The following is a 23,998-nucleotide window of genomic DNA, read 5'->3' as shown; positions in this document are numbered from 1 at the left end:
AAACTCCGCGTCACCGGCGCGGGGGTCATTTTGAGATTGTAGCCGTCACAGTGCTGGCCTAAGCTGCATGAACAGGCGCAAACGTGTTCCGCAAAGGGGCGCAGGGATGGAGCCCGAAAGGTAGATCATGGCGACGAATTCAGGCGGTGACGGCAAAAATACGCTCTACTGCAGCTTTTGCGGCAAAAGCCAGCACGAGGTGCGTAAGCTGATCGCGGGCCCGACCGTTTTTATCTGTGATGAATGTGTCGAGCTGTGCATGGACATCATCCGCGAAGAGACAAAGGCCAGTGGGCTGAAGTCCTCGGACGGTGTACCGACACCAAAGGATATCTGCGAGGTTCTGGACGACTACGTGATCGGACAAGCCACCGCCAAACGGGTTCTGTCGGTAGCGGTCCACAATCATTACAAGCGGCTCAATCACGCTCAGAAGTCTGGCAGTGATATTGAATTGGCCAAATCCAACATTCTGCTGATCGGTCCAACGGGCTGTGGTAAGACGTTGCTGGCGCAGACGTTGGCGCGCATTCTCGATGTGCCGTTTACAATGGCTGACGCAACCACGCTGACCGAAGCGGGCTATGTGGGTGAGGATGTCGAAAACATCATCCTCAAGCTGCTGCAGTCCAGCGAATACAATGTCGAACGCGCCCAACGTGGCATCGTCTATATTGATGAGGTCGACAAGATAACGCGCAAGTCTGAAAACCCCTCAATCACCCGCGATGTATCGGGTGAGGGTGTGCAGCAGGCGTTGTTGAAATTGATGGAAGGCACTGTTGCCAGCGTTCCTCCGCAAGGGGGACGCAAGCACCCGCAGCAGGAATTCCTGCAAGTGGACACGACGAACATCCTATTCATCTGTGGCGGTGCCTTTGCTGGGCTGGACAAGATCATTGCGCAACGCGGCAAAGGCTCGGCTATGGGCTTTGGTGCTGATGTGCGGGACAATGATGATCGAGGCGTAGGCGAGATTTTCAAGGAACTGGAGCCCGAAGATCTATTGCGATTTGGCCTGATCCCCGAATTTGTTGGCCGTCTACCGGTTCTGGCAACGCTTGAAGATCTGGACGAGGACGCTCTGGTCACCATCCTGACCAAGCCGAAGAACGCATTGGTCAAGCAGTACCAGCGCCTGTTCGAGCTGGAAGATGCCGAATTGGGCTTTACCGACGATGCGCTGAAGGCGATTGCCAAGAAAGCCATCGAACGTAAAACCGGTGCACGTGGATTGCGCTCGATCCTCGAAGATATCCTACTGGATACCATGTTCGAACTGCCAGGTATGAAGAACGTGACCGAGGTTGTTGTGAACGAAGAGGCTGTAAACTCGGAAGCGCAACCGCTGATCATCTATGCAGATGCCGCGCAGGAGTCTGCTTCGGCCGGTTGAGTATCTGCAGATTGTTCAAAAAGCGGCGCGGTGATATCCGCGCCGCTTCTGTTTGAGGAGTAGCCAAATGATCAAACGAATTCACTCCGGCGGAGAATATGAAAAGAAGGTTGGTTATTGCCGTGCAGTGGTCGCAAATGGTTTTGTCTTCGTCGCCGGAACTTGCGCCCAAGGTGATCACATTCCTGAAGATATTGTTGGTCAATGCCAATCGTCTTTGGATGCGATTGGAAAAGCCCTGGCCGAGGCCGGAGCGGGTTTCAAAGATGTGGTCCGCGTGAACTACTATTTGCCGGATATGAGTGAATTCGAACTGTGTTGGCCGTTGTTGCAGGACGCATTCGGTGCAAACCCACCCGCAGCAACGGTGGTCGAATGCAACCTCATCACACCGAAAGACCGGATCGAAATAGAAGTCACCGCAGTTCTGCCTGAATAACGTTGAACCTAGGTCGGGCACTGGACCTTGGCGGGCCTTTGGTCCATACCTTTGCTCGACCGAAATGCCGGAGGCAGCCAATGGGAATCCTGAACACTCTTTTGCGGGCCGTGACGTGGTGGAACGGGGCAACCCTGAACACGCAAATCTATACCGCGCGTAAGGGCGTTAAAGTTGGCGAAGACAACGAAGGCAACGTGTTTTACCGCAATGCAGATGACAGCAAGCGCTGGGTGATTTTCAACGGTGAAGCCGAGGCCAGCCGGGTTGATCCCGAGTGGCACGGTTGGCTGCACCGGACCTGGGATGAACCACCAACAGACAAGCCGTTGCCACACAAATCTTGGGAAAAACCGCATCAAGAGAACCTGACGGGAACGGCCCTTGCCTATAATCCCGCAGGGTCGTTGCGCCGGGCTGAACCGGTTGAGCGTAAGGATTACGAGGCCTGGAGCCCGGAATAAACGAGGCGAGCAATGTCCCACAATTGGACCGAAGTTATTGTCGGTGGCGCTGTATTGGCGTGTGCCGTTGCGTTTGGTGTCTATGCCAGCCAATCCACTGGCCTGTCGCAAAACAGCGCCGGGTATGAGCTGGGCGCATCGTTCCGCTCACTTGAGGGCGTCGGTGTCGGCACTGACGTGCGGTTGGCCGGTGTCAAGATTGGTACTGTCACAGACGTGGCTTTGAACCCGGACACTTATCGTGCCGATACGACGTTTTCGGTAGCAGACGGTATCCTTGTTCCGGATGACAGCGCCATCGTGATCTCGTCCGAAGGGCTGCTTGGCGGGAACTTCGTCGAAGTTATGCCAGGCGGATCGCCTTTCTTTTTCGAACCCGGGGACGAGATCGAAGATACCCAAGGCGCAGTCAGCCTGATCTCTCTGCTGGTCAAGTTCGTGGCCGGGGATGGCAGCGAATGATGCGTGCGGTTCTGATGTCTTTGCTGCTGGTGGGAACAAGCGCCGCAGCACAGCAAAAGGTTCAATCCGGTCCGGGTGCCTTGTTGCGCGGTCTGGACAAAGTGAATGGGCAGACCGTTGATGTTGAGATGCAGAACGGCCAGACCCAATCGGTTTTTGGGCTGGATGTGGCGTTGGGCGATTGCCGCTATCCGGTGGACAATCCAACCGGGGATGCCTTCGCCTATCTTACAATCTGGGACACAGGCAAAGCGGATCAGTTGTTTGATGGCTGGATGATAGCGACCTCACCGGCGCTGAATGCTTTGGATCACGCGCGCTATGACGTTTGGTTGATCCGCTGTATCACGCCTTCGGCGGACTGAGACAGCGGCGCAGAGAAATCGGCGCTGGTGTTTATCGCTTCTTCCAGCAATGAACGGTACCGACTGCGCGGTATTTCGATGGCCCCCAAGGACGCGAGATGCGCGGTTAGAAATTGCGTATCGAACAATTGAAACCCGGTTTGCAGCAAACGGTCTGTCAGATAGGCCAACGCGATTTTCGACGCATCCCTGCGGCGCGAGAACATGCTTTCCCCAAAGAACGCAGCCCCCAGAACGACGCCATAAACTCCACCCACCAACGAGGTTCCGTCCCAGATTTCAAGGGAATGCGCGTGGCCCGAAACGTGCAGACGCTGATACAGGCTCCGTAGTTCGTCGTTGATCCAGGTGTCGGCGCGGTCGGCGCAGCCATCCACGACCCCGGCAAAATCCTGATCAATGGTCACATCAAATCTGCAGTGTCGGATCCGGCGGGCAAGGCTGCGTGAGATGTGAAACCCGTCCAACGGAAAAACGCCCCGAATTTTGGGATCGACCCAGAACAGCTCCGGATCATGACGATGTTCCGCCATCGGGAAGATGCCGATGGAGTAACCGTGGAGCAAAAGTTCAGGGGACAGGCTCATTTGGGTCGCCTGAGGGCCGGTGAGTGACCCACCCGCCCAGCGTTGTTATTCGGACATATTCTCCGCAAGCCAGTGCTCCAGCCAGTGGATGTTGTAATCGCCGCTGTGGATATCTGGGTTCTGAAGAAGCTCGTGAAACAACGGCACCGTGGTGTCGATGCCATCTACAATCAGCTCTCCCAGTGCCCTGTTCAGGCGCGCCAGTGCCTCGTCCCGGTCGCGACCCTGCACAATCAGTTTGCCGATCAGCGAGTCGTAATAGGGCGGGATCGAGTAGCCATCATACAGCGCTGAATCCATCCGCACGCCCAATCCGCCGGGCGCGTGATAGGCCGTGATCTTGCCGGGGCAGGGCGAGAAGTTGGGCAGCTTTTCAGCATTGATCCGAACCTCGATCGCGTGGCCGTTGATCACAAGATCGTCTTGCCCGAAAGACATCGGTTCTCCGGCTGCGACAAGGATTTGTTCGCGGACCAGGTCGACCCCGAAGATGCCTTCGGTCACCGGGTGTTCCACCTGAAGGCGGGTGTTCATCTCGATGAAATAGAACTCGCCATTCTCATAGAGGAATTCGATGGTGCCTGCGCCGATATAGTTGATCTTGGCAACCGCATCCGCGCAGACCTTACCGATCTTGGCGCGCTCTTCCGGGGTGATGCTGGGGCCTGGGGCCTCTTCAAAGACCTTCTGGTGGCGGCGCTGCAAGGAACAGTCGCGTTCGCCCAGATGCACGGCCTTGCCCTTGCCGTCACCGAAGACCTGGATCTCGATATGGCGCGGTGTGGTCAGGTATTTCTCAATATAGACCTCGTCATTGCCAAAGGCCGCTTTACCCTCGGCCCGCGCCGTCATGAAGGCACTTTCCATCTCATCCGCGCTCATCGCGACTTTCATGCCGCGTCCGCCGCCACCTGCAGTGGCCTTGATGATGACGGGATAGCCGAATTCTTCGCCTATACGTTTGGCCGCCGCCAGATCGGGGACACCGCCATCCGAACCCGGAACGCAGGGCACGCCCAGGGCCTTCATGGTGTCCTTGGCGGTGATCTTGTCGCCCATGACGCGGATATGTTCTGCGGTGGGGCCGATAAAGGTGATGTCGTGATCTTCGACGATCTGCACGAACTCGGCATTCTCGGACAGAAAGCCGTAGCCAGGGTGGATCGCCTGCGCGCCGGTAATTTCACAGGCTGAGATGATCGCAGGCACTGACAGATAGCTTTGCGGGCTGGGCGGGGGGCCAATACAGACCGATTCGTCGGCCATGCGCACATGCATCGCGTCGCTGTCGGCGGTGGAGTGGACGGCGACCGTCTTTATCCCCATCTCGCGGGCAGCGCGGATCACGCGCAGGGCGATCTCGCCCCGGTTGGCAATCAGGATCTTATCAAACATGAGCCCGCCTTACTCAACGATGACCAGGGGGGTGCCGAATTCAACGGCATCGCCATCACCGACAAGAATACGCTTGATGGTACCCGATTTGGGTGCGTGGATGTGGTTCATGGTTTTCATCGCTTCGACGATCAGCAACGTGTCGCCTTCGGACACGGACGCGCCAACGCTAATGAAAGACGGTGCGCCCGGTTCGGGCTGCATATAGACGGTTCCAACCATGGGCGAGGTCACGGCACCGGGATGGCTGGCCGGATCTTCCTGCGCCGCTGGGATCTCTGCTACAGGGGCCGCGGCTGGGGCAGCAGCAGGTGCTGCAGCGGCAGGAACGGCAACCTGGACCGGTGCAGGGGCGGCTTGCATCATTCGGCTGACGCGGACGTTCAGGCTGTCTTCCTCGCCATACTCGCGCTTGACCTGCAATTCGGTCAGGTCGTTGTCACGCAGCAATTCGGCCAGTGCTTTGATGAACGCAACATCCGCTTCGTGTTTGGTATCTGTCATGAGTGTCCTCGACGGTTCCCCTTTGGCCCGTCTGTTTCATGCGGGCTTTGATCTGATTACGCAGCGTTATAAGCTATGCGATGTGTCATGAAAAGCGCAGTCTGGCAATGTTAATCCGAGGGTTAAGCAGGCCCAGAAATGGTCGGCTCGATCACAAGGGCATTCCCGACAGTTTCGCCACCAGTTCCGGCAACTTGCGGGCACCGTGTTTCTCCAGAAGTCGGGCGCGATAGGCCTCGATCGTGCGGTAGCTCAGTCCTAATTCTATGCCGATTTCCTTGGCGGACAGGCCGCGGCAAGACAGGATCGCCACTTCGCGTTCCCGGACCGTGAGCTCAACCAGTGGCCTCTCTTCTGAGATGTCGGAAAAGCTCCAGATGCCGTGGCGAAATGGATCCTCGGGCGTCAGAGACCGCCCCCGTGCCCGACACCAGAACAAATCGCCATTGCGTCGTCGCATGACGCGCTCGTCGGAGTAATACCCGGTGTCCCTCATCACCTGCAGGCTGCGTTCGCCGATCCTCTCCCAGTCAGCAACCGAGGGGTAGAGTTGCAGCAAGGGCATGTTGCGATACTCGACTTCTTCGCCGCCGAAGGTCCGCGCAAACTGCAAATTGCAGCGTCGGATAACCCGGTTTTCCAATTCGACCAGTCCGATCGGAGCATATTCAAAGGCGGGGTCACTCATCTGCCTATGGTGCAGGGAAACCGAGTGGAAATGAAGGGGTGATCCATGGTCTTGCCCACCAGAACCTATGGCGCGGGTGCGGCGGGCGGTGTTTTCGTTGTCAAAGCTGTAAAGGAAATTTGAAAACTAGTGCGTAAGCTCCAGGAATTGATAAGATGTTCTGAAAAGTGATTGCTTCTAATGTAGGGTCACTTGCCACGAGGATTGTGACGAATGCGCAATACGCTGACTGGAAGCCGAATCCGAGAAAGACGGCAGATCGCAGGATTGCGGCAGGCCGAGCTTGCGCGTCGGGTCGGGATTTCAGCCTCCTATCTGAATCTGATTGAACACAACCGACGCCGGATTGGGGGGAAACTCCTGGTCGACATCGCGCGGGCTTTGTCGGTCGAACCCTCGCTTTTGACGCAGGGGATCGAAGCCACTTTGATTTCGGCATTGCGCGAAGCCGCGGTGGACTCTGTTGGTCACCAGGCCGAGTTGGACGTGCTTGAGGAGTTCGCCGGACGTTTCCCGGGATGGGCCGGCGTTCTTGCGCAAATGCATAGGCGTGTCGTGTCGTTGGAGCGCACAGTAGAGACCCTGTCCGACAGGCTGACTCATGATCCCCATCTTGCGGCATCTATGCACGAGGTGCTGTCTACGGCGGCCGCAATCAGATCAACCGCAGCCATTTTGGCGGACACCCAGGATATCGACGATGAGTGGCAGGATCGTTTTCACCGGAACCTGCATCAGGATGCCGAAAGACTGGCAGACAGTTCCAAGGCGCTGGTCACTTATTTGGATGACAGTGACTCAGCCGCGGATCCGCGCGGGGTCCCGTTGGAGGAGGTCGAAGCCTTCTTTGAAGCGCGGGGCCACAGCTTTCCTCAGCTTGAAACTGATGGTGATGCCGGGGCTATCGACTTGGGCGGCCTGAACACTGCGGCCGCCCGCAAAGTTGCCCGCGATTTGCTGAACCTCTGCGCCGCTGATGCGCGTGCCATGCCCTTGAATAAGCTCAAAGCCGTGTTGAAAGAGAAAGAGCCTGAACCGATCGAGTTGGCGCAGATGTTTTCCGTCGACATGGCCACAGTTCTCAGGCGACTTGCCTTCTTGCCCGAAGGCTGTCTGCAGCGTCCCGCGGGCCTTGCGATATGCGACGCGTCCGGCGGTATCTTGTTTATCAAGCAGATTCCTGGCCTTGCCCTACCGAGGCATGGCGAGGCCTGCCCACTATGGCCGCTGTATTCGGCCTTGAACCAACCTTTGGTGCCGATACGAAGGCGTATTGTGCAGCTGGGGCGCAGTGCGGCAGAGTTCGAGTGCCACGCATATGCCTGGCCACATTCGGTGTCTGGCTATGACCTGACTCCGGCCTATCGATCGGTGATGCTGGTGCGTCCGGCGGGGGATAGCGCGCTTGGCACGACCGCGACGACCGTCGGTCCAAACTGCCGTGTTTGCCCCAGTGGTGACTGCGAGTCGCGACGTGAGCCATCGATTTTGAGCGAAGGTTTTTGACAGTTTCCTGACTGAGCGCTTAATCTGGTCGCGGCGGGTTGCCATGTGTGCGATCCGTCATGGGGAGGAACTGAAAATATGAGCCGAAAGGTTCTGTTGATTGAGGATGAGCCGAACATAGCTGAGGCGATCCGGTTTTTGCTGACCCGTGAGGGGTGGCAGGTTCAAACGCATGGCGATGGTGCGGATGCGCTCCAGGTGATTCGGGCCGCGAATCCCGATCTGGTGATTCTGGATGTCATGTTGCCGGGCAAAAGTGGCATGGACATTCTGCGTGACCTGCGAGAGCAGGACGGCATGCAAAGCCTGCCTGTGCTGATGCTGACCGCGCGTGGCCAGTCCCGTGACCGTGAAATGGCCGAAAACGCCGGCGTCAGCCGGTTTATGACCAAACCCTTTTCAAATGCCGAGGTGCTGACCGCTGTACGCGACCTGCATGCTCAGGCAACGCGGTTATGACTGCAGAGGAAAATTCCGAAGCTAAGCCGTCGGGTCCAAGGCCCTCAGTTTTTCTGGAGCGACAAAGTTATCGCCGTCGCAGGCTTACGGATGCAGCACGTTTGCTGCCGTTTTTGGGGGCGGCGCTGTTTGCACTGCCGTTGCTTTGGCCTGGGCAGTCTATTGAAGGCCAGGCAGTTCCACTGTCTTCGGCAATGTTCTACATCTTCGCTTGCTGGGGCGGGTTGATCCTGGTTGGCTTGATCTTCGGCGTGGCGGCCCGCCGTCTGAGGACGCGCGAGGATCCCGAAACGGATACCGATCAATGGCAACGCTGAACATCCTGATCCTGGTTTGTCTGGGGTATGTCGTTTTGCTGTTCGGTGTCGCGTTTGCAGCCGATCGCATGGCTGCGGCTGGGCGGGGCAGGTGGCTGCGGTCTCCGGTGATCTACACCTTGTCCCTGTCGATCTATTGCACCGCTTGGACGTTTTATGGCGCAGTCGGGAATGCCGCACGATCCGGGCTTGAGTTTGTGACCATCTACTTAGGTCCGACTTTGGTCATGGTGAGTTGGTGGTGGGGATTGCGAAAGCTTGTGCGCGTAGGCCGCAGTCAGAGGGTCACTTCGATTGCCGACTTGCTGTCCTCGCGTTATGGAAAGTCAAACACCTTAGCTGTGTGCGTCACCATTCTGGCTGTCCTCGGGGGCACGCCCTATATCGCGTTGCAACTGCAATCGATCACCCTGTCCTTCTCGATCTTTGCCGAAGCGGACACTTCGGGTCTATATCGCGAAGGGTCGAGTGTATTCTGGGTGGCTGCCGGGCTGGCTATGTTTGCTATTCTATTCGGCACGCGCAATCTGGATGCCAATGAGCGTCACCATGGCGTTGTTACCGCCATTGCATTGGAATCAGTCGTCAAATTGTTTGCTTTGTTGGCGGTGGGTATCTTTGTGGTTTGGGGCGTGGCGGGTGGTATGGGCCCGATGATGGACCGCATCGACGCCTCGGAAATCGGCCAGTGGAATGTGGATGCCGGGCGCTGGACCACCTTTATCTTTCTATCCGCTGCCGCCTTCGTCTGCCTACCGCGCATGTTTCAGGTTATGATCGTCGAAAACGATGACGAGGGCCATTTGCGGACGGCTGCATGGGCCTTCCCGTTGTATTTGCTGCTGATGAGCCTGTTCGTGGTTCCGATCGCCGTTGTTGGGTTGGACTTGCTGCCTGAAGGCTCAAACCCGGATTTGTTTGTTCTGACGGTCCCTTTGTCGCAAGGCAATGACTGGCTGGCGATGCTTTCGTTTATCGGTGGCTTTTCTTCGGCCACATCCATGGTGATTGTGACCGCGATGGCCCTGTCTACCATGGTGTCGAACCACGTGGTCATGCCGATCTGGCTGAGCACTCAGGAAGGTTCTGGTTCGATTTCGGGTGACGTACGCAACATCGTATTGATGGCACGCCGGGTTTCGATCGCGGTGATTATGGCGCTGGGCTATTTCTATTACAGCCTGTCTGGTGGCGGGACTGCGCTGTCGTCGATCGGACTGATTGCTTTTGCCGGGATATCTCAGATTCTGCCCGCTTTGGTCGGAGGGTTATTTTGGCGCGGGGCGACGCGGACCGGAGCGTTGGTTGGGCTTTCGGTAGGCTTTGTCCTGTGGATTTATACGCTGCTATTGCCGGGAATGGGCGCTGCCTGGATGCCCGCCTCGATCTTGGAAAGTGGCCCATTCGGTCTGGGCTGGCTACGCCCGCAGGCTCTGTTCGGGATCGAAGGAATCGACCCGATGGTTCATACAGTCATGTGGTCGCTGTCTCTGAACACGGTCGCCTTCTGTGTGACTTCCCTGCTGAGTTTCCCCAGCCCGCTGGAGCGTTTGCAAGGCGCGCAGTTTGTCAACGTATTCGATCATTCCGCGGCGCCGCGTGGATGGACCGGCTCGGTGGCGCAAAGCGAAGACCTGATGATCATGACGCAGCGCATTTTGGGCGCTGGCCCCGCGCAGGAGTTCTTTCAGGCTGAAGCCGAACAACAAGGGGGGCGATCGCGCCTGCCCGAGCCGACACCGGGTTTTCTCAACCGTCTTGAACGCGAACTAAGTGGTTCGGTCGGTGCAGCCACAGCGCATGCAATGATCGGTCAGATTGTCGGGGGATCGTCTGTTTCGGTCGAGGATTTGCTGGCGGTGGCCGACGAGTCTGCTCAGCTATTAGAGTATTCCAGCCAACTGGAAGTCAAATCCGCCGAGCTGAGCCGAACCGCTCGAAAACTGCGAGAGGCCAACACAAAGCTGACCCAGGTATCTGAACAAAAAGACAGTTTTCTAAGTCAGGTCAGTCATGAGCTAAGAACGCCCATGACCTCGATCCGCGCGTTTTCCGAGATCATGCGTGATACCCGAGGGCTGAGCGGGACGGAACAGACGCGCTATGCCGCGATCATTCACGATGAAGCCTTACGGCTGACACGCCTTTTGGATGATCTGCTGGACCTGAGCGTGTTGGAAAGCGGTCAGGTAAGTTTGAATGTCGGCGATGACAGCCTCCGCTCGGTTCTGGATCGGGCGGTATCGAGCGCGTTGGCCGGAACCGACGAGAAATTGGCCGTGCGGCGCAGCCGTGCGTCAGAACGTATTCCGCTTCATACTGATCTGGACCGTCTGGGCCAGGTGTTTATCAACCTGATTTCAAATGCGCGAAAGTACTGCGAGTCTCCTGAACCAGTTCTGACGATCTCAGCCCATGATGTCGGAGGGCGGTTGGTGATCGACTTTACGGACAATGGCAGTGGCATTCCGCCCGAGGCACAATCGATGGTATTCGAGAAATTCGCGCGTGTCGGTGGCGACAAGGCAGGGGGCGCCGGGCTGGGATTAGCGATCTGCCGTGAGATCATGCAGCGCCTTGGGGGCGAGATCAGCTATTTGCCCGGGCAGGGCGGGGCCGCCTTTCGTGTAAGCCTGCCGCTGGCCTATCAACAGGCGGCGCAGTGACGGAGGCATAAAGAACTTCGTAACGGTCGTCAGGTTACACCAAGTGTCAGTTGCTGGAACAATTGGTGAATTAGAGCCATGGCACATTCTGTCAGCGCTGCTTTGGCGCGCAAGCTGTCGGTTGGGCAGGATGATTTGAGTGATCGTCCACGCTCGATTCTGCGCGCATTGCGACTGGGATTCGCACGGGCGGCGGGGGATAGGCTGAGCCTGCCGCTTACGGTTATCGGAGTCAGGCAATCCACCCGGCAACAAAATGAGTTTGTTGAAACGCTCGGCGAAAATTTGTTGCTACTGTTGTTCAGTGGTCCCGAAGGGATTGCGGCGGCCTGTTTGGACCCCAGCTGTGTTTCCGCCATCGTTCAAACCCAAACAATAGGAGAGGTGACAGAAGCCCGGCCAAACGCGCGTGCGTTTACTGATACAGATGCCGCCATGGCGGCACCATTGATCGAAGAAGCCCTGGCGCGCGCTGCCACTCTGGTCGAGGCGGCAGCCGATCAGGCTTGCCTTACCGGATACGAATTCAGATCACGTTCTGCGGACTTGGGGAAGCTGTCCCTTGCCCTGGTTGACGATGCCTATCGCGCATTCGAACTGACTGTGGATCTGGCAGGGGGATTGCGGCAGGGGCAAATCACCGTTCTGTTGCCTGATCATCCGTTTCTGCCAGATGAAGGCGCTGCGTCTCCGACGGAAGCTGGACCAAGCTTGGAACAATCTGCAGGCGTTGTTCGGGCAGAGTTGAACGCTGTCTTGTGCCGTATGGTATTGCCACTGTCGAATCTGTCCTGGCTGAAAGTAGGAGATCTGGTGCCTCTAACCGGATCCCGTGTGGATCGGACCGAGATCCTGAGCATAGATCGCACGCGCGTGGCAGTGGGGCGTCTTGGCCAGTGTGGCGGTCTGCGGGCCGTTCGCGTAAATGAACACGCGTCGCTGCCTGCCTTGGCAGACCCTGAGCTGGGAAAATTCGTTGCCAGCGAAACAAGGGCGCCACAACAGGACATCCAGGACGCCTCGAACCTGATTCCGGACACGCTGAACGTGACACCGTACAAGGTTGAAACTCCAGACCCTGAATCGCTTGAGAGCGATCTGGATTTTGCGAATTCGGATCAGATTGCAGCCGAGATTTCTCAATTGGCGGGTCTAACCGGACCAGAGGATGCGTCGGAGCGCGGCGGCTGATTCTACGGTCGGGTTAACCCGATGTTTTTCGAATCTGATCCAAAGTCGGACGCAGACCTTCCAACTGATATCCAGCTTTCGTCGTCGCGTTCAAAATCTCATCCGTACTCATGGAGTCGCATTGCCCCAACGCCCAGACGACCGAACAGCGCGTGCCCGAGGCACAATAAGCCAGGACTGGGCCGCTGCAACTCTCTGCCAGATCACGTTGTAGCGCAACGTTTTCTGGGGTCATCGTCTGGTGGGTCAATTCCAGAACCTCATATTCCAATCCGGCGGCGCGGACAGCCTCGCCAATCGCATCGGATTGCATATCCGCAGGAACTTCCATGTTGGGGCGATTGCAGATGACTTTGACGAACCCAGCCTCGGCGATGGCAGGAACATCCTCGACCGCGATCTGCGGCGAGACGGAATAGCGGGGGGTTATTGGTCGAATCTCCATGCCATGTCCTTAGGCCGCGTCTGCGGGTCTGTCTAGTTGCACCCTTAATGTTGCACTATGTGCTGTCGCCAGTCTTTGGTCTATCGGCTTCCCAAGTAGCTCGGGTTGGGCCGCGGCTTGAGAACGCACGCCTAGATTTCTTTGGCCTTCGTCGGGCCAGGATGACCGGCGTCCAACCTGCATGCCGACAGAACTAAAGTTTGTTGATGGGCACTTTCAGAAACACATCACCCTGTTCGTCTGCGGGGGGCATTTGCCCAGCGCGCATATTGACTTGCAGGGAAGGCAAGATCAGGCGCGGCATGGCCAGAGTCGCGTCTCGGGCGTCGCGCATCTCCACGAATTCTTCGATGCTGCGCCCTTGGCCGATATGGACGTTCAGCGCTTTTTGTTCGCCCACTGTGGTTTCCCATGCGTATTCGTCGCGGCCCGGCGCCTTGTAGTCATGCCCAACGAAGATGCGTGTCTTATCCGGCAAGCTTAGTATCTTTTGGATCGACTCGAACAGCGTTGTGGACGATCCACCAGGGAAATCGCACCGAGCAGTTCCAAAGTCGGGCATGAATAGAGTGTCGCCAACAAATGCCGCATCGCCGATCACGTAGGTCAGGCAAGCCGGAGTGTGCCCCGGTGTGTGCAGAACATCCCCGCGCATCTGCCCGATATGAAAGCTGTCGCCTTCGGAAAACAGAGCGTCGAACTGGCTACCGTCACGTTGGAATTCGGTGCCTTCATTGAAGACCTTGCCAAACGTGTCCTGCACTGCAACGATCTGCGCTCCAATGCCGATTTTGCCGCCCAATTTCTGCTGCAGGTAGGGGGCGGCAGACAGATGATCGGCGTGGACGTGGCTTTCGAGAATCCATTCAACCTTCAGCTCCTCGGACCCTACATACTCGGCAACCTTGTCCGCGGCATGTGTTGTTGTCCGACCCGACGCGTGATCAAAATCTAGAACGCTGTCGATGATTGCGCAGGCACTGCCTTCAGGCTCTTGCACAACGTAGGAAACCGTGAAGGTCTGGCCGTCAAAAAAAGCTTTCACTTTAGGTGTCATGGTGTCCTCCGCTCAGGCAGTTCCGGTCACCTATCAAACTTGGAATATGAAGCAAAAGTCAATCCGACCTTTGATGTCCATCAAAGCAGCATCGGCTAAATCGGATTAAACTTTAGCCGAACCGTGCCTGATTGCGGAAACTGCCAGGATGTCCGGCAAGATTCCGCACAACTTCAAGGTAACATATTCGGGTCTTATTCTCGTTACCTATATCTGTCAGAATGACACCACTTGGGAGGATGGTTATGACAACAGCTAATCTCTATTCCGAAGCTGAGCAACTTGAGCAGAAGCTTCACAACGCGTGTCTGGATACGCGTCTGGCCCTGCAACCCAGCGTGAGCAAAGTTATTGATCGGATGCGCCGGCAAGGGATGCATGTCCCTTCACGCCTGCGCCGTCTGGATGCTGCGCTTTGCGAAGACGCTATGGAAGCGCGGTTTGACAATATGCCGGTTTGAACCGGTCGGTCATCCAAAGGAGATCCCGAGGATGACCAGCATCAAACCAATCACGGAAAGAAACAGTGAACCCAGATTCCACGGCAGCACGCCTTGGACCACTGCGCGCAAATCATCATCTGACAGCCCGGCCTTACGCGCTTTCATAACGCGAAAGATGCACCAGATCAGCCCGACGAGCCCGGCCAGCGAAAGGGCGGCGCCGCCCCAGGTGATGAATTCGAACATAGTGCCCCGCAATTGTCCGTAAACTGTGCCCGCGCTTAGCGGATCAGACCGGATCGCACAAGCCTGGTCCCGGATTGGGTGCTTGCGACCCGAGCAGCGGCGATGTATCCGGCATATTGCGCGATGTGACAGCATCAGATTTCAGCCTCTGGGAGAGACCTATATGGAAGATATGACCGAAGATCAGGCCGCCGCCAATTACCGGGTGACCGCTGGTGAACTGCGCCAGTTTGTAGAACGGCTCGAACGGTTGGAGGCAGAAAAGAAAGACATTGCCGAACAGCAAAAAGAGGTCATGGCCGAAGCCAAAGCACGCGGCTACGACACCAAAGTCATGCGAAAGGTAATTGCCCTGCGCAAACGCGACAAAGACGACATCGCGGAAGAAGAGGCGGTGTTGGAAATGTATAAAGAAGCGCTGGGCATGTAGGCGGATTGTTTAGGGGTGCAAAACCCGAACATTCGGCATTGTGCGGATTTTGGCCAGATCTTGTTCGTACAACTCCGAAAACGCGCTGACGATGTCCGAATTCCAACCCGGTAGATCCAGTTCTTCTTCGATCTGCTCGGGTTGGGCGTGATCTTCAAAAATTCCGGCCAAACTGTCCCGCAGCGATTGTCTGTCCTTTGCGGTCCCTTGCTGGATCAGTTCCAGTAGCTGGGTTTTCCCGGTCCCAGTGAGAAGCGACAAGAGCAACGCATATTCATCCTTTAAAGCAACGTCGTCAGCTAGCCCCGCCATAGCGCGCACAATGTCTCCCCAAATCAGTGGCGTGTCTTCGTTCTCCCACAGCGTTAGCTTAACCCCGGGGGCCAGATCGCCAAGATCGTCGATCATGTTTAACCAGCTCAGGCAACTCAGGTCTGTGCTGCCCAAGATCGATTCTCTTTGGTCTTCATGCAGGGACATCAGAATTTTGGGAATGAAACTGCCCGGATTGACCAAACCGACAAAAAGCTCGATTTGGGCCCCTTCAAGCAGTTTTTCGGAATAGGCCGTTCGCTTGCCAGCAAAAGGGTAGATCTGGCCGTGCTGAAGTGCTGTTCTTCTAGGCCCAAAGAACTTGTCGCTAGAGATGATCAAACGCTCGGCATTCAGATCCTCGGGAAATATCTCGCGCAGATCCTCTTGTGCGTCGTCGACTGGCACGTCTTTGATCACCGAATCGGACATTACTTTTACAAACTGTCGGCTGTGACGCGGGCCAAGAGGAAGGGACCGGCTTTGGGCAAGGGCCGCTTTGTTTGCCAAAAGGGACCCCAGCAGTCGGCCGTCATCGGTAAAAGCGGCACCAGCATGGATAACAACCTGCATTCTTTTAACACCCTGCGGCTTTGCCAAGCCTGTCACGGCCTGCGTTTTTAACAGTAAATCCTGCATTTTCAACAGAATGAATATCTGCACGTTCTCGCTAAATCGGGCAATCCCCAAGTTAGAGTAAAAATCAGACTTGCAGTCCTCTGCCAGAGACGGTAACCGACAGCTCGTGCCCCTATAGCTCAGCTGGTAGAGCAACTGATTTGTAATCAGTAGGTCCGCGGTTCGAGTCCGTGTGGGGGCACCATTTATCCACGTAAGAAACTGTTTTAGTTTACGTTTTCCTGATTGGCCGTCTGTATCCCCTGATTTATCCCCTGAAATCTCACTGGTAGACAGCACTCGAACCACTGCCTTCACGATTCCCAAGCTGGACCAAATTCCACCATTATTAGAAGGTCGATTGAATGTGAGGTTTTGACAGGTTCTCGCCTAACCACACTTACTTGAAGATACCCACCGGCACACAGCAAGAGCCAGCAGAAAGCCTGTTTATTTTCTGCAGGCAGGAAAGGGCTTTGAGCTATAGGGCATTCAGCGCCGCTGTTTATCCGCTGTATTATCAGCGAATGAGTCGGTGAGTTTGCCGGTCCTCCACCGCCTATCGAACCTGGATCTGATCCGGCGAACTCAGGATGATTTGCGGCTTACCTTTTATGGCTGTTTCGACGGCTGGATATCTCGACTACAGCCATATGGCGTACATCGCAGCGCTGAGAGGAAGGACTAGGAACCAGCCCCAGAGATACAGTTTTGCGTGCAAATCCAGAATTGAGGTGGATTTGGTTAGTGAGCGGGCCGATGCTGCGAGTTCCTTGTTGAGTTGCGGTAGGTCTCTATTCTTGTTCTTTCGCGGATCTTCAGCAATGTCTGCTAGAAGACGGTCATACTCATCCAAGCGCAAAGCCAGAAGATCCAATCGGGATACTTGTTCGTTCGCCGGTGCGTCTAGGTTCATGTTTGAGGAGAGCTTTCCCGGGTGGTTCCAAGCGACAAAGCTTTTCAGGTCGCCGAACCAAGAGAGCAAATGGTTCAGTACTAAGAATACCAGTAGGAGGTCAGTGACTGTGTGAATTTGAGCTGGTCCGGGCGAGACACCCAAGAGAGCAAAGCCACTCAAGTCAACTGCCAGCCTGACAGTAAGGATTTTTGTGAGTGCCAATGCCATCAGGCTTCGGTTTGAGACATATGTAGCTCTGGAAATCAGTTCTTGCCCTTGAAAGTTCACGGTAACCTCTTTTTTGCTGCCCAACTCAACCAATGGCTTTAGTATCGCTCTGATACAATGATGGTTTTGAATCTGTACTAATTGGGGGCGCAAGCGATGGCTAACGTAATTCGTGAACTGATGCTGATGGAAACTGGCGGCTACCCACTAGACCAACCGATGATTATTGACGATGGCAGTGGCACTCCTTCAGTCGTAGCGTTTATTGAGGACGCGGAATCAGATGTGCTGATGCTCCGCTTCAATACGGATGGTGAAGTTGAAATCCAAACGAAAGAGTACAGCTATGTATCCTTTTTCAAGGCATTACTCTCCCAGCTTGATGATATGATTGACGAAGCAGGCGAGCTGTAGGGAACCCTGCAGGTCTACTGGGACGACAAAGAAGGAAACTGGGTTGGTTGGGAGCACACGGCCACGCAACCTAAGACGGTTGGATGACCGTGAAACTACCCGTTATTCCCGGTTAAACCAACGGCCCGTTACACTGCTTTCAGTGAAACAACCGGCCCATTTTTGGACCGGCTGCTCGCTGGCCACCATGCAGCCGTTCGCTGCACCCGCAGCGAGATTTGAGATCAAGGTCAGCTTTGCGTTAGTTTGTCTGCCAGTTCATAGCCTTTAGCAGTCATCTCAAATATTTCACGCTTAGCACTAAGCGCTTTTACGAGAGCTTCCAATTGCAACTGCTCAAGGGCCGCCTCCCAGCGCGCGACAGACCTTCTGTCTTTAGAATCCGCAAAGTTTATTCCGTTCGTCTGGATGGCTTGCCCGCCCAAGTAGCGTAAGTGAGAGATAGTTCCATTTCGGTCTTTCGATGCCTCCAACAAAAGCCTTACTGCTTCTTCGCTCAAACGACCAACTATCGGTGTTCCTTCGCCTGTTGATATGTAATTTCCCTCTGTACTCACTGACTTTTCCGACAGATTTTTTGAAAGCAATGGGTGGTCCCGAACTTTCATCTGAATGTGCCTTCTGAACTTGTCAGAAAAATCTGAAATATTGTCGTAAGTCTCAACCAATCCCTGACCGAAACACCAATCCTTGAATGTTTTTAGCGCTTGGTATTGCTCTGGTTCCAAACTTTCTGGCGCTACCGGAGCCGTTGAAAAGTAGACCATGGCGGGTTTGCTGCCCGAGACATGCCGCTTGATTTCTTCGACTGTCCCACTCTCAAAGTCTCCAGTTGGAGTGCCCAGTCGCGTCCAAAAAACGCCAACCAAAAAGTCGCAATGCTCCAATACATCTTTGTTAATGATATCTTGAGCCCGCCCGGCTAAATCCGGGGCAGAATGTGTCTCCCATCCGACTGGAAGCAATACGCACTGAGTCGCTTTAGAATTGATATCGTTCCACTCGTGGATAACATCTCGAATGAGATTGCGTTCTTCGGTTACGTCCCCTGGGGATGCTATCATGACCGACAAAACGGTAGCGTTATATGCCATTTTCGCCTCAAACAATCTGAAATATAAGTATTTTTGGCACGCTAGCGCGGGAATCCTAACTTGTCACGCGACAGATTTTCACGTGCGAAGAACCATGCGCATTTAGATCCTTATGCCTTACCCCGAGACCATGCGTGTGATCCCAGAGCAGTCAACGGAAACGAATCCAATGTTCAATCAACCTACTACTAAGGATAGCCCTAAGTCCTAGTTCCTTTGAATCGACAGGTTCTCTCCCGGTCTGCTTGATCTGTAATGATGCCATTTACACCTGCAGCGTTGGAGTGTCCTGGCAACGGCAGTTCAGGGCTCGTAGCTGCCTTCCGAAGCAAAAGCCGCCCGGCCCAAGTTACAGTTTTACCCTCAGCCCCTCGCCACCACCAACGGCGGTTCCTTCGGAAACGACCTAATATCGAACCACTTGAAGCACGTTCCATCCGGGTTGCGCATGTCGCCCATTTGCAAGTGCGCCCCTGTTGTCCGGTGTCGGATCAGTGCCGCCCTAAAAGCACTCAGGTCTATCAGCCACCAGTTCACAATCGTCTGCCCGTCCGGTCCTGCATGGCCATAAAACATCCAGTCTCCATAGCCATTCACAATCTTGGATAGCTCGGTCTCGGCACCTGTTGGCAGCTTGGCCCGGATGGTGAATTGGTGCGGGTATCTGTCTGCGTACCCGTGGCGTCTCACTCTGGCCGCAATCCGCATGTCCTTTGCGTCCAGCGTTAGCAGGTCGGTTGCCTGGAAGTGGTCCAGTGGATCTGGCGCGGTCTGAAGCAACCGCGAACCGATGATGCTCTTTATCTCCGGCAAGAACTGATCCGACCATCGTCGGTTGGCGCTGTAGAAACTCATACCAAATCTCGAATCCAGTTAACGTGCGGCTCAGACGCTCGGATCTCGGGGCACCTCAGATTTATGAGGGAGGTCTGTTGGAATACTTCGTGCAGAAGCGGGCTCAGAGATTTACACTTCCCAAGATCCTGTCTGCATCGGCTCGGATAAGCCGGTTGTGATTGTCGTCAATAACCCCGTCTGTGCGTGCTGAAATTCGGGCCTTGATTGCTAGGTCTTTGAAGTCCTGCGACGGCAATTCCATCATCTTGTGTTCAAGCGCCAAGAACTCATCGCAAATAGGTTCAACGCATTCCTTGTAGTGGTCGTCGGCGTGCCGGTGGTCCGGAAGCGCATCGTTTTCGTCGAGCGCATTGCCATACCTGTTACCCAGGTCAGCCCATGCAGTATAGAGGCTCTGGATTGGTGTTTGTCCGTTATCGTCCAGCAGTTCACCGGCTGCTGCGCCTGTAGCTATTGCTCCCGCCAATAAGGGCAGGCTTGATTTCAACATAGTTCTACGGTGGATAGTCATGTGCGCTTCTCAGATCAGGGATTTCAAGGTGGTTAAAACGTTGCGCAGGACTTGGCCGTCCAAATCCTCGGCAACACCACCGGTTAGGTCAAAGTTGGCCTCCTCGCTCATAGCGAACTCCAACTGCGCCGCAGCGCCAGCGGGTGTTTTGGCCTGGGTTGTACTGATTAGCTTGTCTAACTCAGTGCAGCGGACCCATCTTGGATCATCTAATTCCGCATCCGGTGCGCCTGGTGCGAAAATGCTCTTAAAGAGCGTTTTTTGCTCGGCTACCCATTCAGCGTGTAGGTCTGTTGCTTCAGCGGTGTTAGCGGTCGCTCCGATAGCCAGAGCAGCAACAGGTGCAGATTGGATTAATGTGCGACGGTCAATCATATGGTGGCTCCTATCGGTGGGCGTTCGTCGGTCAGGTTTGCAACGCTGCCGCAAGGCTCTGGCACCCTTTGATGAAGTCATTGGGCAAATCTTCTCTGTTCGCGCAAACGCGTTGTTCAATCATTGCTATGTCCTCCGGCTGTGATATTGATAGAAAAAATATCATAACGAGCAGCAAGAATGTCAATAGAAATTCTATCAATTAGGCAAATCAAAGCCGCAAGAGCACTGTTGGACTGGTCACAAATGGATTTGGCGAAGCAATCAGGTGTGTCTTATCCGACCATAGCCAGACTTGAGACCAAGGACGGCCCAGTCGGGGGTCGCAAAGATACAGCAGACGCCATCCGAGCGACCTTGGAATCCCAAGGCATTCAGTTCCTAGTTGAAGGGGACACGGCCAACGGTGTTGGGGTAGTGCTTTCAAACGCAGAATCGGATTGAAGAGTCGCTATCAATCGTTGGAAGCAGCTTTGCTTGAGATCCTAGCTTGAACAACTTTCTTTCTGAAAACTTGCTCTGTGTGTTTCCACTCAGCCAAAAGAACATAAAAAAGGCATGCGAGAGCAACAAGCCCGAAAGCGGTAGCGGCTCCGATTACCAAGAAACTGCTCTTATCGAGAATTCTCCGCCATGCATAAATAATAGCGTAGCACGGCAATCCTAGAGTAATCGCAACTGCAGTGTATTTTGTTATGCGATACATGTGAACAGACAACAATCTCACTGTTTTTGAGTTTTTGAACATCGTATCCGACAAAGATATCATCGAACCAGTTCGATTCAGTGTCGGGTGAGACAGCATAGTGAAAAACTGACGTTGCTTAATTTTAACGCCGTCGAACTCTGTCATCTCATCACACAAGCTATGGGCCAAATCATAGGGAACCAGAGTTCCGCTGCGAGCAGAAGTGAAGCTAATAATCATACAGACAAGAATGAAATGAATAAGAACATCAAACTGGTCAACGGAATATTCACCAAGCCCGAATGGCAACTTCCTAGTGTCATCCTGCACTTTACTTAACAGTAGGGAAATTGGGAGAAGCATTGCCAGCCAAATGCGATTAGCGACCTTAGATTGGATGCTAAAGCTCTCTGCCAAGTCCTTTATCGCAGGTGAAGCACCAGCTTGTTCTTCTCGCACCACAAACTTACCCGACTTAATGCACTGGAGTACTCTAGCACTAAGTGTGTTGGGCCACCAATGGCAGTGTTGAATACAACCGCCGTCGGTTATTATTCATCCTGTGTGACGCCCTCAGCGCGGGAAACGGCGCGGTTGATAGCGCGCTTGTCCACGCCAGTTGTCTCTGCGGTTTCACTCGCGAACCCCTTTTCTTACTGTGGCTTCTTGGTGGGGCAATTTGTCCCGGCAAGCTTTCGTGCCTCCCATAGCTCTTTACGCTTCGCTAGGTGTTCGGCCATTTGCGTCGGGGTTAGTTCCGCCCGCATCAGGTTTTCATCAATCTCCCAAAGTTGGCGGTCTCAACCCGCTTTTTGAGACGTTCAACCAATGTGACGCAACGTCCAATGGGAAAATAGATTACTTAGGAAGTTGACGTAAGCGTAAGCTTATTAAGTGGAAATTTGACTGAATGGTCAATAAGGGCAATTTTCTGGCGGAATCCCCTACCTTGCCCGGTTAGAAAAAATTTGTAGATGCGCCCTGTCGCTGCGGGTTCCACTCACTCACAAAATTCCTTGAGCCTTACCACTCGCGGTTCGGAAACGACTCGCAGCGACACCATTGGTTATTGAATTCGTTTGCTGGAGTTTAACAATGTCGATCAAGTCGCTCTTGGACCATTGGTTGGAAAACAGAACGGTCCGCGTCTGTATACCGGGAAACCTTGATACGGAACAATTTGACAATGAAGGTTTCGAAAAGTCTTTGGATCAATCGGAAATCGAGGCCCTTTTTCAGAGCGTGCTTCAAGAAGAGCAACGGGACGCTCGTCTAGGCAGTAGTATCAATCACTAGGTAAAATATGGCGCAGGCGCCCTGCTACATCTGCTATATGGGCCTCGCCTAGGGTAATGTAAGCTAGGGTTTATTGTGGGGATACAAGCAACCAGGCCTCCTTGGCGCTGACACCCAATTCTGCGCAAAACAGACCGACACGCTCACGTTTAGGGGAAAGGCGAATCCCTTGTGTATCAACCAAAACACCCTGCAAACTTGCGCCACACGTCAATCCTTGGCTTTTTCGCAGTTGATACAATTCTTGACTATGCCACTCGGTGGGAACCGGGTCGCCGATTACCGGTATGACCAGGTCACCATTCCCAAATTGCCAAGCCGCTGCTTTTCTGCTGAATGCGTCGTCATCGGCAGCGGTTGACGATGGATCAGACGTAGGCAGGGCAAACGTGCAAGGGGGTTTAAGCCCAAGCTCTATAGTCTGCAGCTTCGAACCATCGGTACGATACTTAAAGATGCACTTTGTGCTGGTCTCATTCGTTTCTACCGTCGCCAATTCGACAACAAGCTCTTGTGTGAACGCTGGCGTTGCACAAAAAATAACGGATGCTAAAGCCGACGTGAGCGCATTGGATATCCGTTTCAAGTCATTTTCCAGTACCAGATTTGCTCTGAACGCTCGAAGTAATCCCGGCTGCCATGAGCTACACTTTCACCGTTCCATAGATCAATGTGATCTCCTTGATTTCCTTCGCCCCAAAAGTTGATAAATGCGACAATGCCTCGTTTACCAAGGTAGTCAACGAACGTCTTTTGCGGTACCGCCGGGCTGCTTCTTGATATCTTTGCTTTGCCAACAAATTTTGCGCGGTCTGAATTGAGCCAAAGTTTCATCTCCTCAACACGCAAAGGGTGTTTTTTGCCATGGCCATGCCAACAAAAGACACCAGGGTAGCGTGAAATCTTTATCCCTGATTTCGTAAGGGCCACACCCAATCGGATACAACACTGGTTAGTAAAATTCGGAGAACCGTCGGTCGTGCAAGGTTCGACTAAAGGGGGCGACTGATTGGTAGGATGGTTGTTCCATAAATCATCAAATTTCGACATTTTTAAACCCTCTGCGGCTATAGCACCGTCAAACAGGTCTGATCCGGCGCAAGATTACCTAAAATTGAATGACGAAGATGATAGCACAAAATACCTTGCGATTGGACGGCGTCATAACAAACAGCATTCTTGCATCTGACTTTGGTTAAGTCTCGCTATCCTGGTTGCGACCTGCCATCGTGTGTATCTTTTTCGGAAGCTGCCTTTGATATTGTTGCGGTTTTGGGGCTAACTCCCCTGCGGGGTTTACAGCCGGTCAGCCAGTAACCATCTTACGAGTATGACAGTGGCCGACCTATCGATATTCCAACTCTATTGCGTGATTGCTGCATCCGCCTCGATATTTGCGTCTTTCTGCTGGGCATTCAGGGGCGTGGTGACAGACACTGACAATCAGCTTTCATGGCTTGGATATGCGTTCGTAGGGCTTGGTGCCATCTGCGGAATAATAGGCCCCGCGCTATACGGGGCCTGGATACTTTACTCAGGGCTTAACTGAGGCCCGGTTGCGTTCATCATTAGGCACTGGACCCATTAATTTGATTGCAGCCGTCTCTGCTGCGTGATTCAAGCCCGTGAGTTTCAGGGGTATATCA

Annotated in this window: 30 protein-coding genes and 1 tRNA gene; 15 read left to right on the top strand and 16 right to left on the bottom strand. The window is 54.4% G+C overall.

Annotated elements, in window-relative coordinates:
• Positions 1 to 127 precede the first annotated feature (127 nt).
• From clpX to Q1B21_RS18465, 5 genes are all read left to right on the top strand, one after another.
• Positions 128 to 1,396: an ATP-dependent Clp protease ATP-binding subunit ClpX gene (gene clpX, locus Q1B21_RS18485; protein ID WP_298936955.1), complete on the top strand. Its 1,269-nt coding sequence runs from the start codon at positions 128 to 130 to the stop codon at positions 1,394 to 1,396.
• Between the two features lie 67 nt (positions 1,397 to 1,463).
• Positions 1,464 to 1,835 (top strand): Rid family hydrolase, encoded by a 372-nt coding sequence (locus Q1B21_RS18480; protein WP_299082665.1) that lies wholly within the window; start codon positions 1,464 to 1,466, stop codon positions 1,833 to 1,835.
• An 80-nt stretch (positions 1,836 to 1,915) separates the two neighbouring features.
• Entirely contained in the window at positions 1,916 to 2,299 is a 384-nt protein-coding gene (locus Q1B21_RS18475; RefSeq protein ID WP_299891925.1) for an NADH:ubiquinone oxidoreductase subunit NDUFA12, read from the top strand.
• A 12-nt stretch (positions 2,300 to 2,311) separates the two neighbouring features.
• Positions 2,312 to 2,761, top strand: coding sequence for an outer membrane lipid asymmetry maintenance protein MlaD (mlaD, locus tag Q1B21_RS18470; RefSeq protein ID WP_298936952.1), 450 nt, complete (start codon positions 2,312 to 2,314; stop codon positions 2,759 to 2,761).
• Positions 2,758 to 3,126, top strand: coding sequence for a DUF2155 domain-containing protein (locus Q1B21_RS18465; protein ID WP_299891921.1), 369 nt, complete (start codon positions 2,758 to 2,760; stop codon positions 3,124 to 3,126). The genes mlaD and Q1B21_RS18465 overlap by 4 nt, the downstream gene beginning before the upstream one ends.
• On the opposite strand, the gene aat is transcribed toward Q1B21_RS18465, so the two are convergent.
• The 4 genes from aat to Q1B21_RS18445 form a co-directional block, all read right to left on the bottom strand.
• Complete coding sequence (aat, locus tag Q1B21_RS18460; RefSeq protein WP_299891918.1) at positions 3,081 to 3,713, bottom strand: leucyl/phenylalanyl-tRNA--protein transferase; 633 nt, start codon at positions 3,711 to 3,713, stop codon at positions 3,081 to 3,083. The two genes, Q1B21_RS18465 and aat, sit on opposite strands and share 46 nt — an antisense overlap.
• 45 nt (positions 3,714 to 3,758) lie before the next feature.
• Positions 3,759 to 5,108, bottom strand: a complete 1,350-nt coding sequence (gene accC, locus Q1B21_RS18455; RefSeq protein ID WP_299891915.1) for an acetyl-CoA carboxylase biotin carboxylase subunit — start codon at positions 5,106 to 5,108, stop codon at positions 3,759 to 3,761.
• Positions 5,109 to 5,117: 9 nt separating this feature from the next.
• On the bottom strand, positions 5,118 to 5,612 hold the full coding sequence (gene accB / locus Q1B21_RS18450) for an acetyl-CoA carboxylase biotin carboxyl carrier protein (RefSeq protein WP_299891912.1): 495 nt from the start codon (positions 5,610 to 5,612) through the stop codon (positions 5,118 to 5,120).
• A 151-nt stretch (positions 5,613 to 5,763) separates the two neighbouring features.
• On the bottom strand, positions 5,764 to 6,300 hold the full coding sequence (locus Q1B21_RS18445; protein ID WP_299082659.1) for a LuxR C-terminal-related transcriptional regulator: 537 nt from the start codon (positions 6,298 to 6,300) through the stop codon (positions 5,764 to 5,766).
• 213 nt (positions 6,301 to 6,513) lie between these two features.
• Between Q1B21_RS18445 and Q1B21_RS18440 the strand changes: the two genes are divergently transcribed.
• The 5 genes from Q1B21_RS18440 (at position 6,514) to Q1B21_RS18420 (ending at position 12,439) form a co-directional block, all read left to right on the top strand.
• A complete protein-coding gene (locus tag Q1B21_RS18440) occupies positions 6,514 to 7,806 on the top strand; it encodes a helix-turn-helix transcriptional regulator (protein ID WP_299891907.1) in 1,293 nt (430 codons plus the stop codon).
• 78 nt (positions 7,807 to 7,884) lie between these two features.
• The gene (locus tag Q1B21_RS18435; RefSeq protein ID WP_298936945.1) at positions 7,885 to 8,265 is read left to right on the top strand and encodes a response regulator transcription factor; all 381 of its coding nucleotides are present in this window, start codon (positions 7,885 to 7,887) and stop codon (positions 8,263 to 8,265) included.
• Positions 8,262 to 8,582, top strand: a complete 321-nt coding sequence (locus tag Q1B21_RS18430) for a hypothetical protein (protein ID WP_299891904.1) — start codon at positions 8,262 to 8,264, stop codon at positions 8,580 to 8,582. The genes Q1B21_RS18435 and Q1B21_RS18430 overlap by 4 nt, the downstream gene beginning before the upstream one ends.
• Positions 8,570 to 11,248 (top strand): ATP-binding protein, encoded by a 2,679-nt coding sequence (locus tag Q1B21_RS18425; protein ID WP_299891901.1) that lies wholly within the window; start codon positions 8,570 to 8,572, stop codon positions 11,246 to 11,248. Before Q1B21_RS18430 ends, Q1B21_RS18425 begins: the two co-directional genes overlap by 13 nt.
• Positions 11,249 to 11,326: 78 nt before the next feature.
• Complete coding sequence (locus Q1B21_RS18420; RefSeq protein ID WP_299891898.1) at positions 11,327 to 12,439, top strand: FliM/FliN family flagellar motor C-terminal domain-containing protein; 1,113 nt, start codon at positions 11,327 to 11,329, stop codon at positions 12,437 to 12,439.
• A gap of 13 nt (positions 12,440 to 12,452) precedes the next feature.
• Here Q1B21_RS18420 and Q1B21_RS18415 read toward each other — a convergent pair whose 3' ends face one another.
• Entirely contained in the window at positions 12,453 to 12,884 is a 432-nt protein-coding gene (locus Q1B21_RS18415) for a TIGR01244 family sulfur transferase (protein WP_298936941.1), read from the bottom strand.
• A 193-nt stretch (positions 12,885 to 13,077) separates the two neighbouring features.
• On the bottom strand, positions 13,078 to 13,941 hold the full coding sequence (locus Q1B21_RS18410; RefSeq protein WP_299891895.1) for an MBL fold metallo-hydrolase: 864 nt from the start codon (positions 13,939 to 13,941) through the stop codon (positions 13,078 to 13,080).
• Positions 13,942 to 14,186: 245 nt separating this feature from the next.
• Between Q1B21_RS18410 and Q1B21_RS18405 the strand changes: the two genes are divergently transcribed.
• Complete coding sequence (locus tag Q1B21_RS18405; protein ID WP_298936939.1) at positions 14,187 to 14,402, top strand: hypothetical protein; 216 nt, start codon at positions 14,187 to 14,189, stop codon at positions 14,400 to 14,402.
• Between the two features lie 9 nt (positions 14,403 to 14,411).
• Here Q1B21_RS18405 and Q1B21_RS18400 read toward each other — a convergent pair whose 3' ends face one another.
• Positions 14,412 to 14,630, bottom strand: a complete 219-nt coding sequence (locus tag Q1B21_RS18400) for a hypothetical protein (protein ID WP_298937052.1) — start codon at positions 14,628 to 14,630, stop codon at positions 14,412 to 14,414.
• A 163-nt stretch (positions 14,631 to 14,793) separates the two neighbouring features.
• Between Q1B21_RS18400 and Q1B21_RS18395 the strand changes: the two genes are divergently transcribed.
• Entirely contained in the window at positions 14,794 to 15,060 is a 267-nt protein-coding gene (locus Q1B21_RS18395) for a DUF2312 domain-containing protein (protein ID WP_120633351.1), read from the top strand.
• 9 nt (positions 15,061 to 15,069) lie between these two features.
• Here Q1B21_RS18395 and Q1B21_RS18390 read toward each other — a convergent pair whose 3' ends face one another.
• Positions 15,070 to 15,945 carry a hypothetical protein gene (locus Q1B21_RS18390; protein WP_299891891.1) on the bottom strand — a complete coding sequence of 292 codons (876 nt, stop codon included), beginning with the start codon at positions 15,943 to 15,945 and terminating at the stop codon, positions 15,070 to 15,072.
• A 174-nt stretch (positions 15,946 to 16,119) separates the two neighbouring features.
• Between Q1B21_RS18390 and Q1B21_RS18385 the strand changes: the two genes are divergently transcribed.
• A tRNA-Thr gene (locus Q1B21_RS18385) sits at positions 16,120 to 16,195 on the top strand.
• Between the two features lie 438 nt (positions 16,196 to 16,633).
• On the opposite strand, the gene Q1B21_RS18380 is transcribed toward Q1B21_RS18385, so the two are convergent.
• Complete coding sequence (locus Q1B21_RS18380; RefSeq protein WP_299891888.1) at positions 16,634 to 17,116, bottom strand: hypothetical protein; 483 nt, start codon at positions 17,114 to 17,116, stop codon at positions 16,634 to 16,636.
• A 156-nt stretch (positions 17,117 to 17,272) separates the two neighbouring features.
• Here Q1B21_RS18380 and Q1B21_RS18375 point away from each other — a divergent pair, with 156 nt between their 5' ends.
• Positions 17,273 to 17,530 carry a hypothetical protein gene (locus tag Q1B21_RS18375; RefSeq protein ID WP_299891885.1) on the top strand — a complete coding sequence of 86 codons (258 nt, stop codon included), beginning with the start codon at positions 17,273 to 17,275 and terminating at the stop codon, positions 17,528 to 17,530.
• A 230-nt stretch (positions 17,531 to 17,760) separates the two neighbouring features.
• Here Q1B21_RS18375 and Q1B21_RS18370 read toward each other — a convergent pair whose 3' ends face one another.
• The 4 genes from Q1B21_RS18370 to Q1B21_RS18355 form a co-directional block, all read right to left on the bottom strand.
• Positions 17,761 to 18,624 (bottom strand): hypothetical protein, encoded by an 864-nt coding sequence (locus Q1B21_RS18370; RefSeq protein ID WP_299891883.1) that lies wholly within the window; start codon positions 18,622 to 18,624, stop codon positions 17,761 to 17,763.
• A gap of 363 nt (positions 18,625 to 18,987) precedes the next feature.
• A complete protein-coding gene (locus tag Q1B21_RS18365) occupies positions 18,988 to 19,479 on the bottom strand; it encodes a hypothetical protein (protein ID WP_299891880.1) in 492 nt (163 codons plus the stop codon).
• A 103-nt stretch (positions 19,480 to 19,582) separates the two neighbouring features.
• A complete protein-coding gene (locus tag Q1B21_RS18360; RefSeq protein ID WP_299891878.1) occupies positions 19,583 to 19,993 on the bottom strand; it encodes a hypothetical protein in 411 nt (136 codons plus the stop codon).
• Between the two features lie 9 nt (positions 19,994 to 20,002).
• Positions 20,003 to 20,368: a hypothetical protein gene (locus Q1B21_RS18355; RefSeq protein WP_299891876.1), complete on the bottom strand. Its 366-nt coding sequence runs from the start codon at positions 20,366 to 20,368 to the stop codon at positions 20,003 to 20,005.
• Between the two features lie 180 nt (positions 20,369 to 20,548).
• Between Q1B21_RS18355 and Q1B21_RS18350 the strand changes: the two genes are divergently transcribed.
• A complete protein-coding gene (locus Q1B21_RS18350) occupies positions 20,549 to 20,812 on the top strand; it encodes a helix-turn-helix domain-containing protein (protein ID WP_299891874.1) in 264 nt (87 codons plus the stop codon).
• Between the two features lie 10 nt (positions 20,813 to 20,822).
• Here the strand turns inward: Q1B21_RS18350 and Q1B21_RS18345 are convergent, their stop codons facing one another.
• The 3 genes from Q1B21_RS18345 to Q1B21_RS18335 all read right to left on the bottom strand — a co-directional run bounded on the left by Q1B21_RS18345 (position 20,823) and on the right by Q1B21_RS18335 (position 23,402).
• Entirely contained in the window at positions 20,823 to 21,518 is a 696-nt protein-coding gene (locus Q1B21_RS18345; RefSeq protein ID WP_299891870.1) for a hypothetical protein, read from the bottom strand.
• Positions 21,519 to 22,422: 904 nt separating this feature from the next.
• Positions 22,423 to 22,938, bottom strand: a complete 516-nt coding sequence (locus tag Q1B21_RS18340; RefSeq protein ID WP_299891868.1) for a hypothetical protein — start codon at positions 22,936 to 22,938, stop codon at positions 22,423 to 22,425.
• The gene (locus Q1B21_RS18335) at positions 22,935 to 23,402 is read right to left on the bottom strand and encodes a type VI secretion system amidase effector protein Tae4 (RefSeq protein WP_299891866.1); all 468 of its coding nucleotides are present in this window, start codon (positions 23,400 to 23,402) and stop codon (positions 22,935 to 22,937) included. Before Q1B21_RS18335 ends, Q1B21_RS18340 begins: the two co-directional genes overlap by 4 nt.
• Between the last annotated feature and the right edge of the window lie 596 nt (positions 23,403 to 23,998).

This window comes from uncultured Ruegeria sp. (assembly GCF_947504215.1).
Lineage (GTDB): Bacteria > Pseudomonadota > Alphaproteobacteria > Rhodobacterales > Rhodobacteraceae > Ruegeria.
This window is presented reverse-complemented; position numbering and strand designations above follow the sequence as displayed.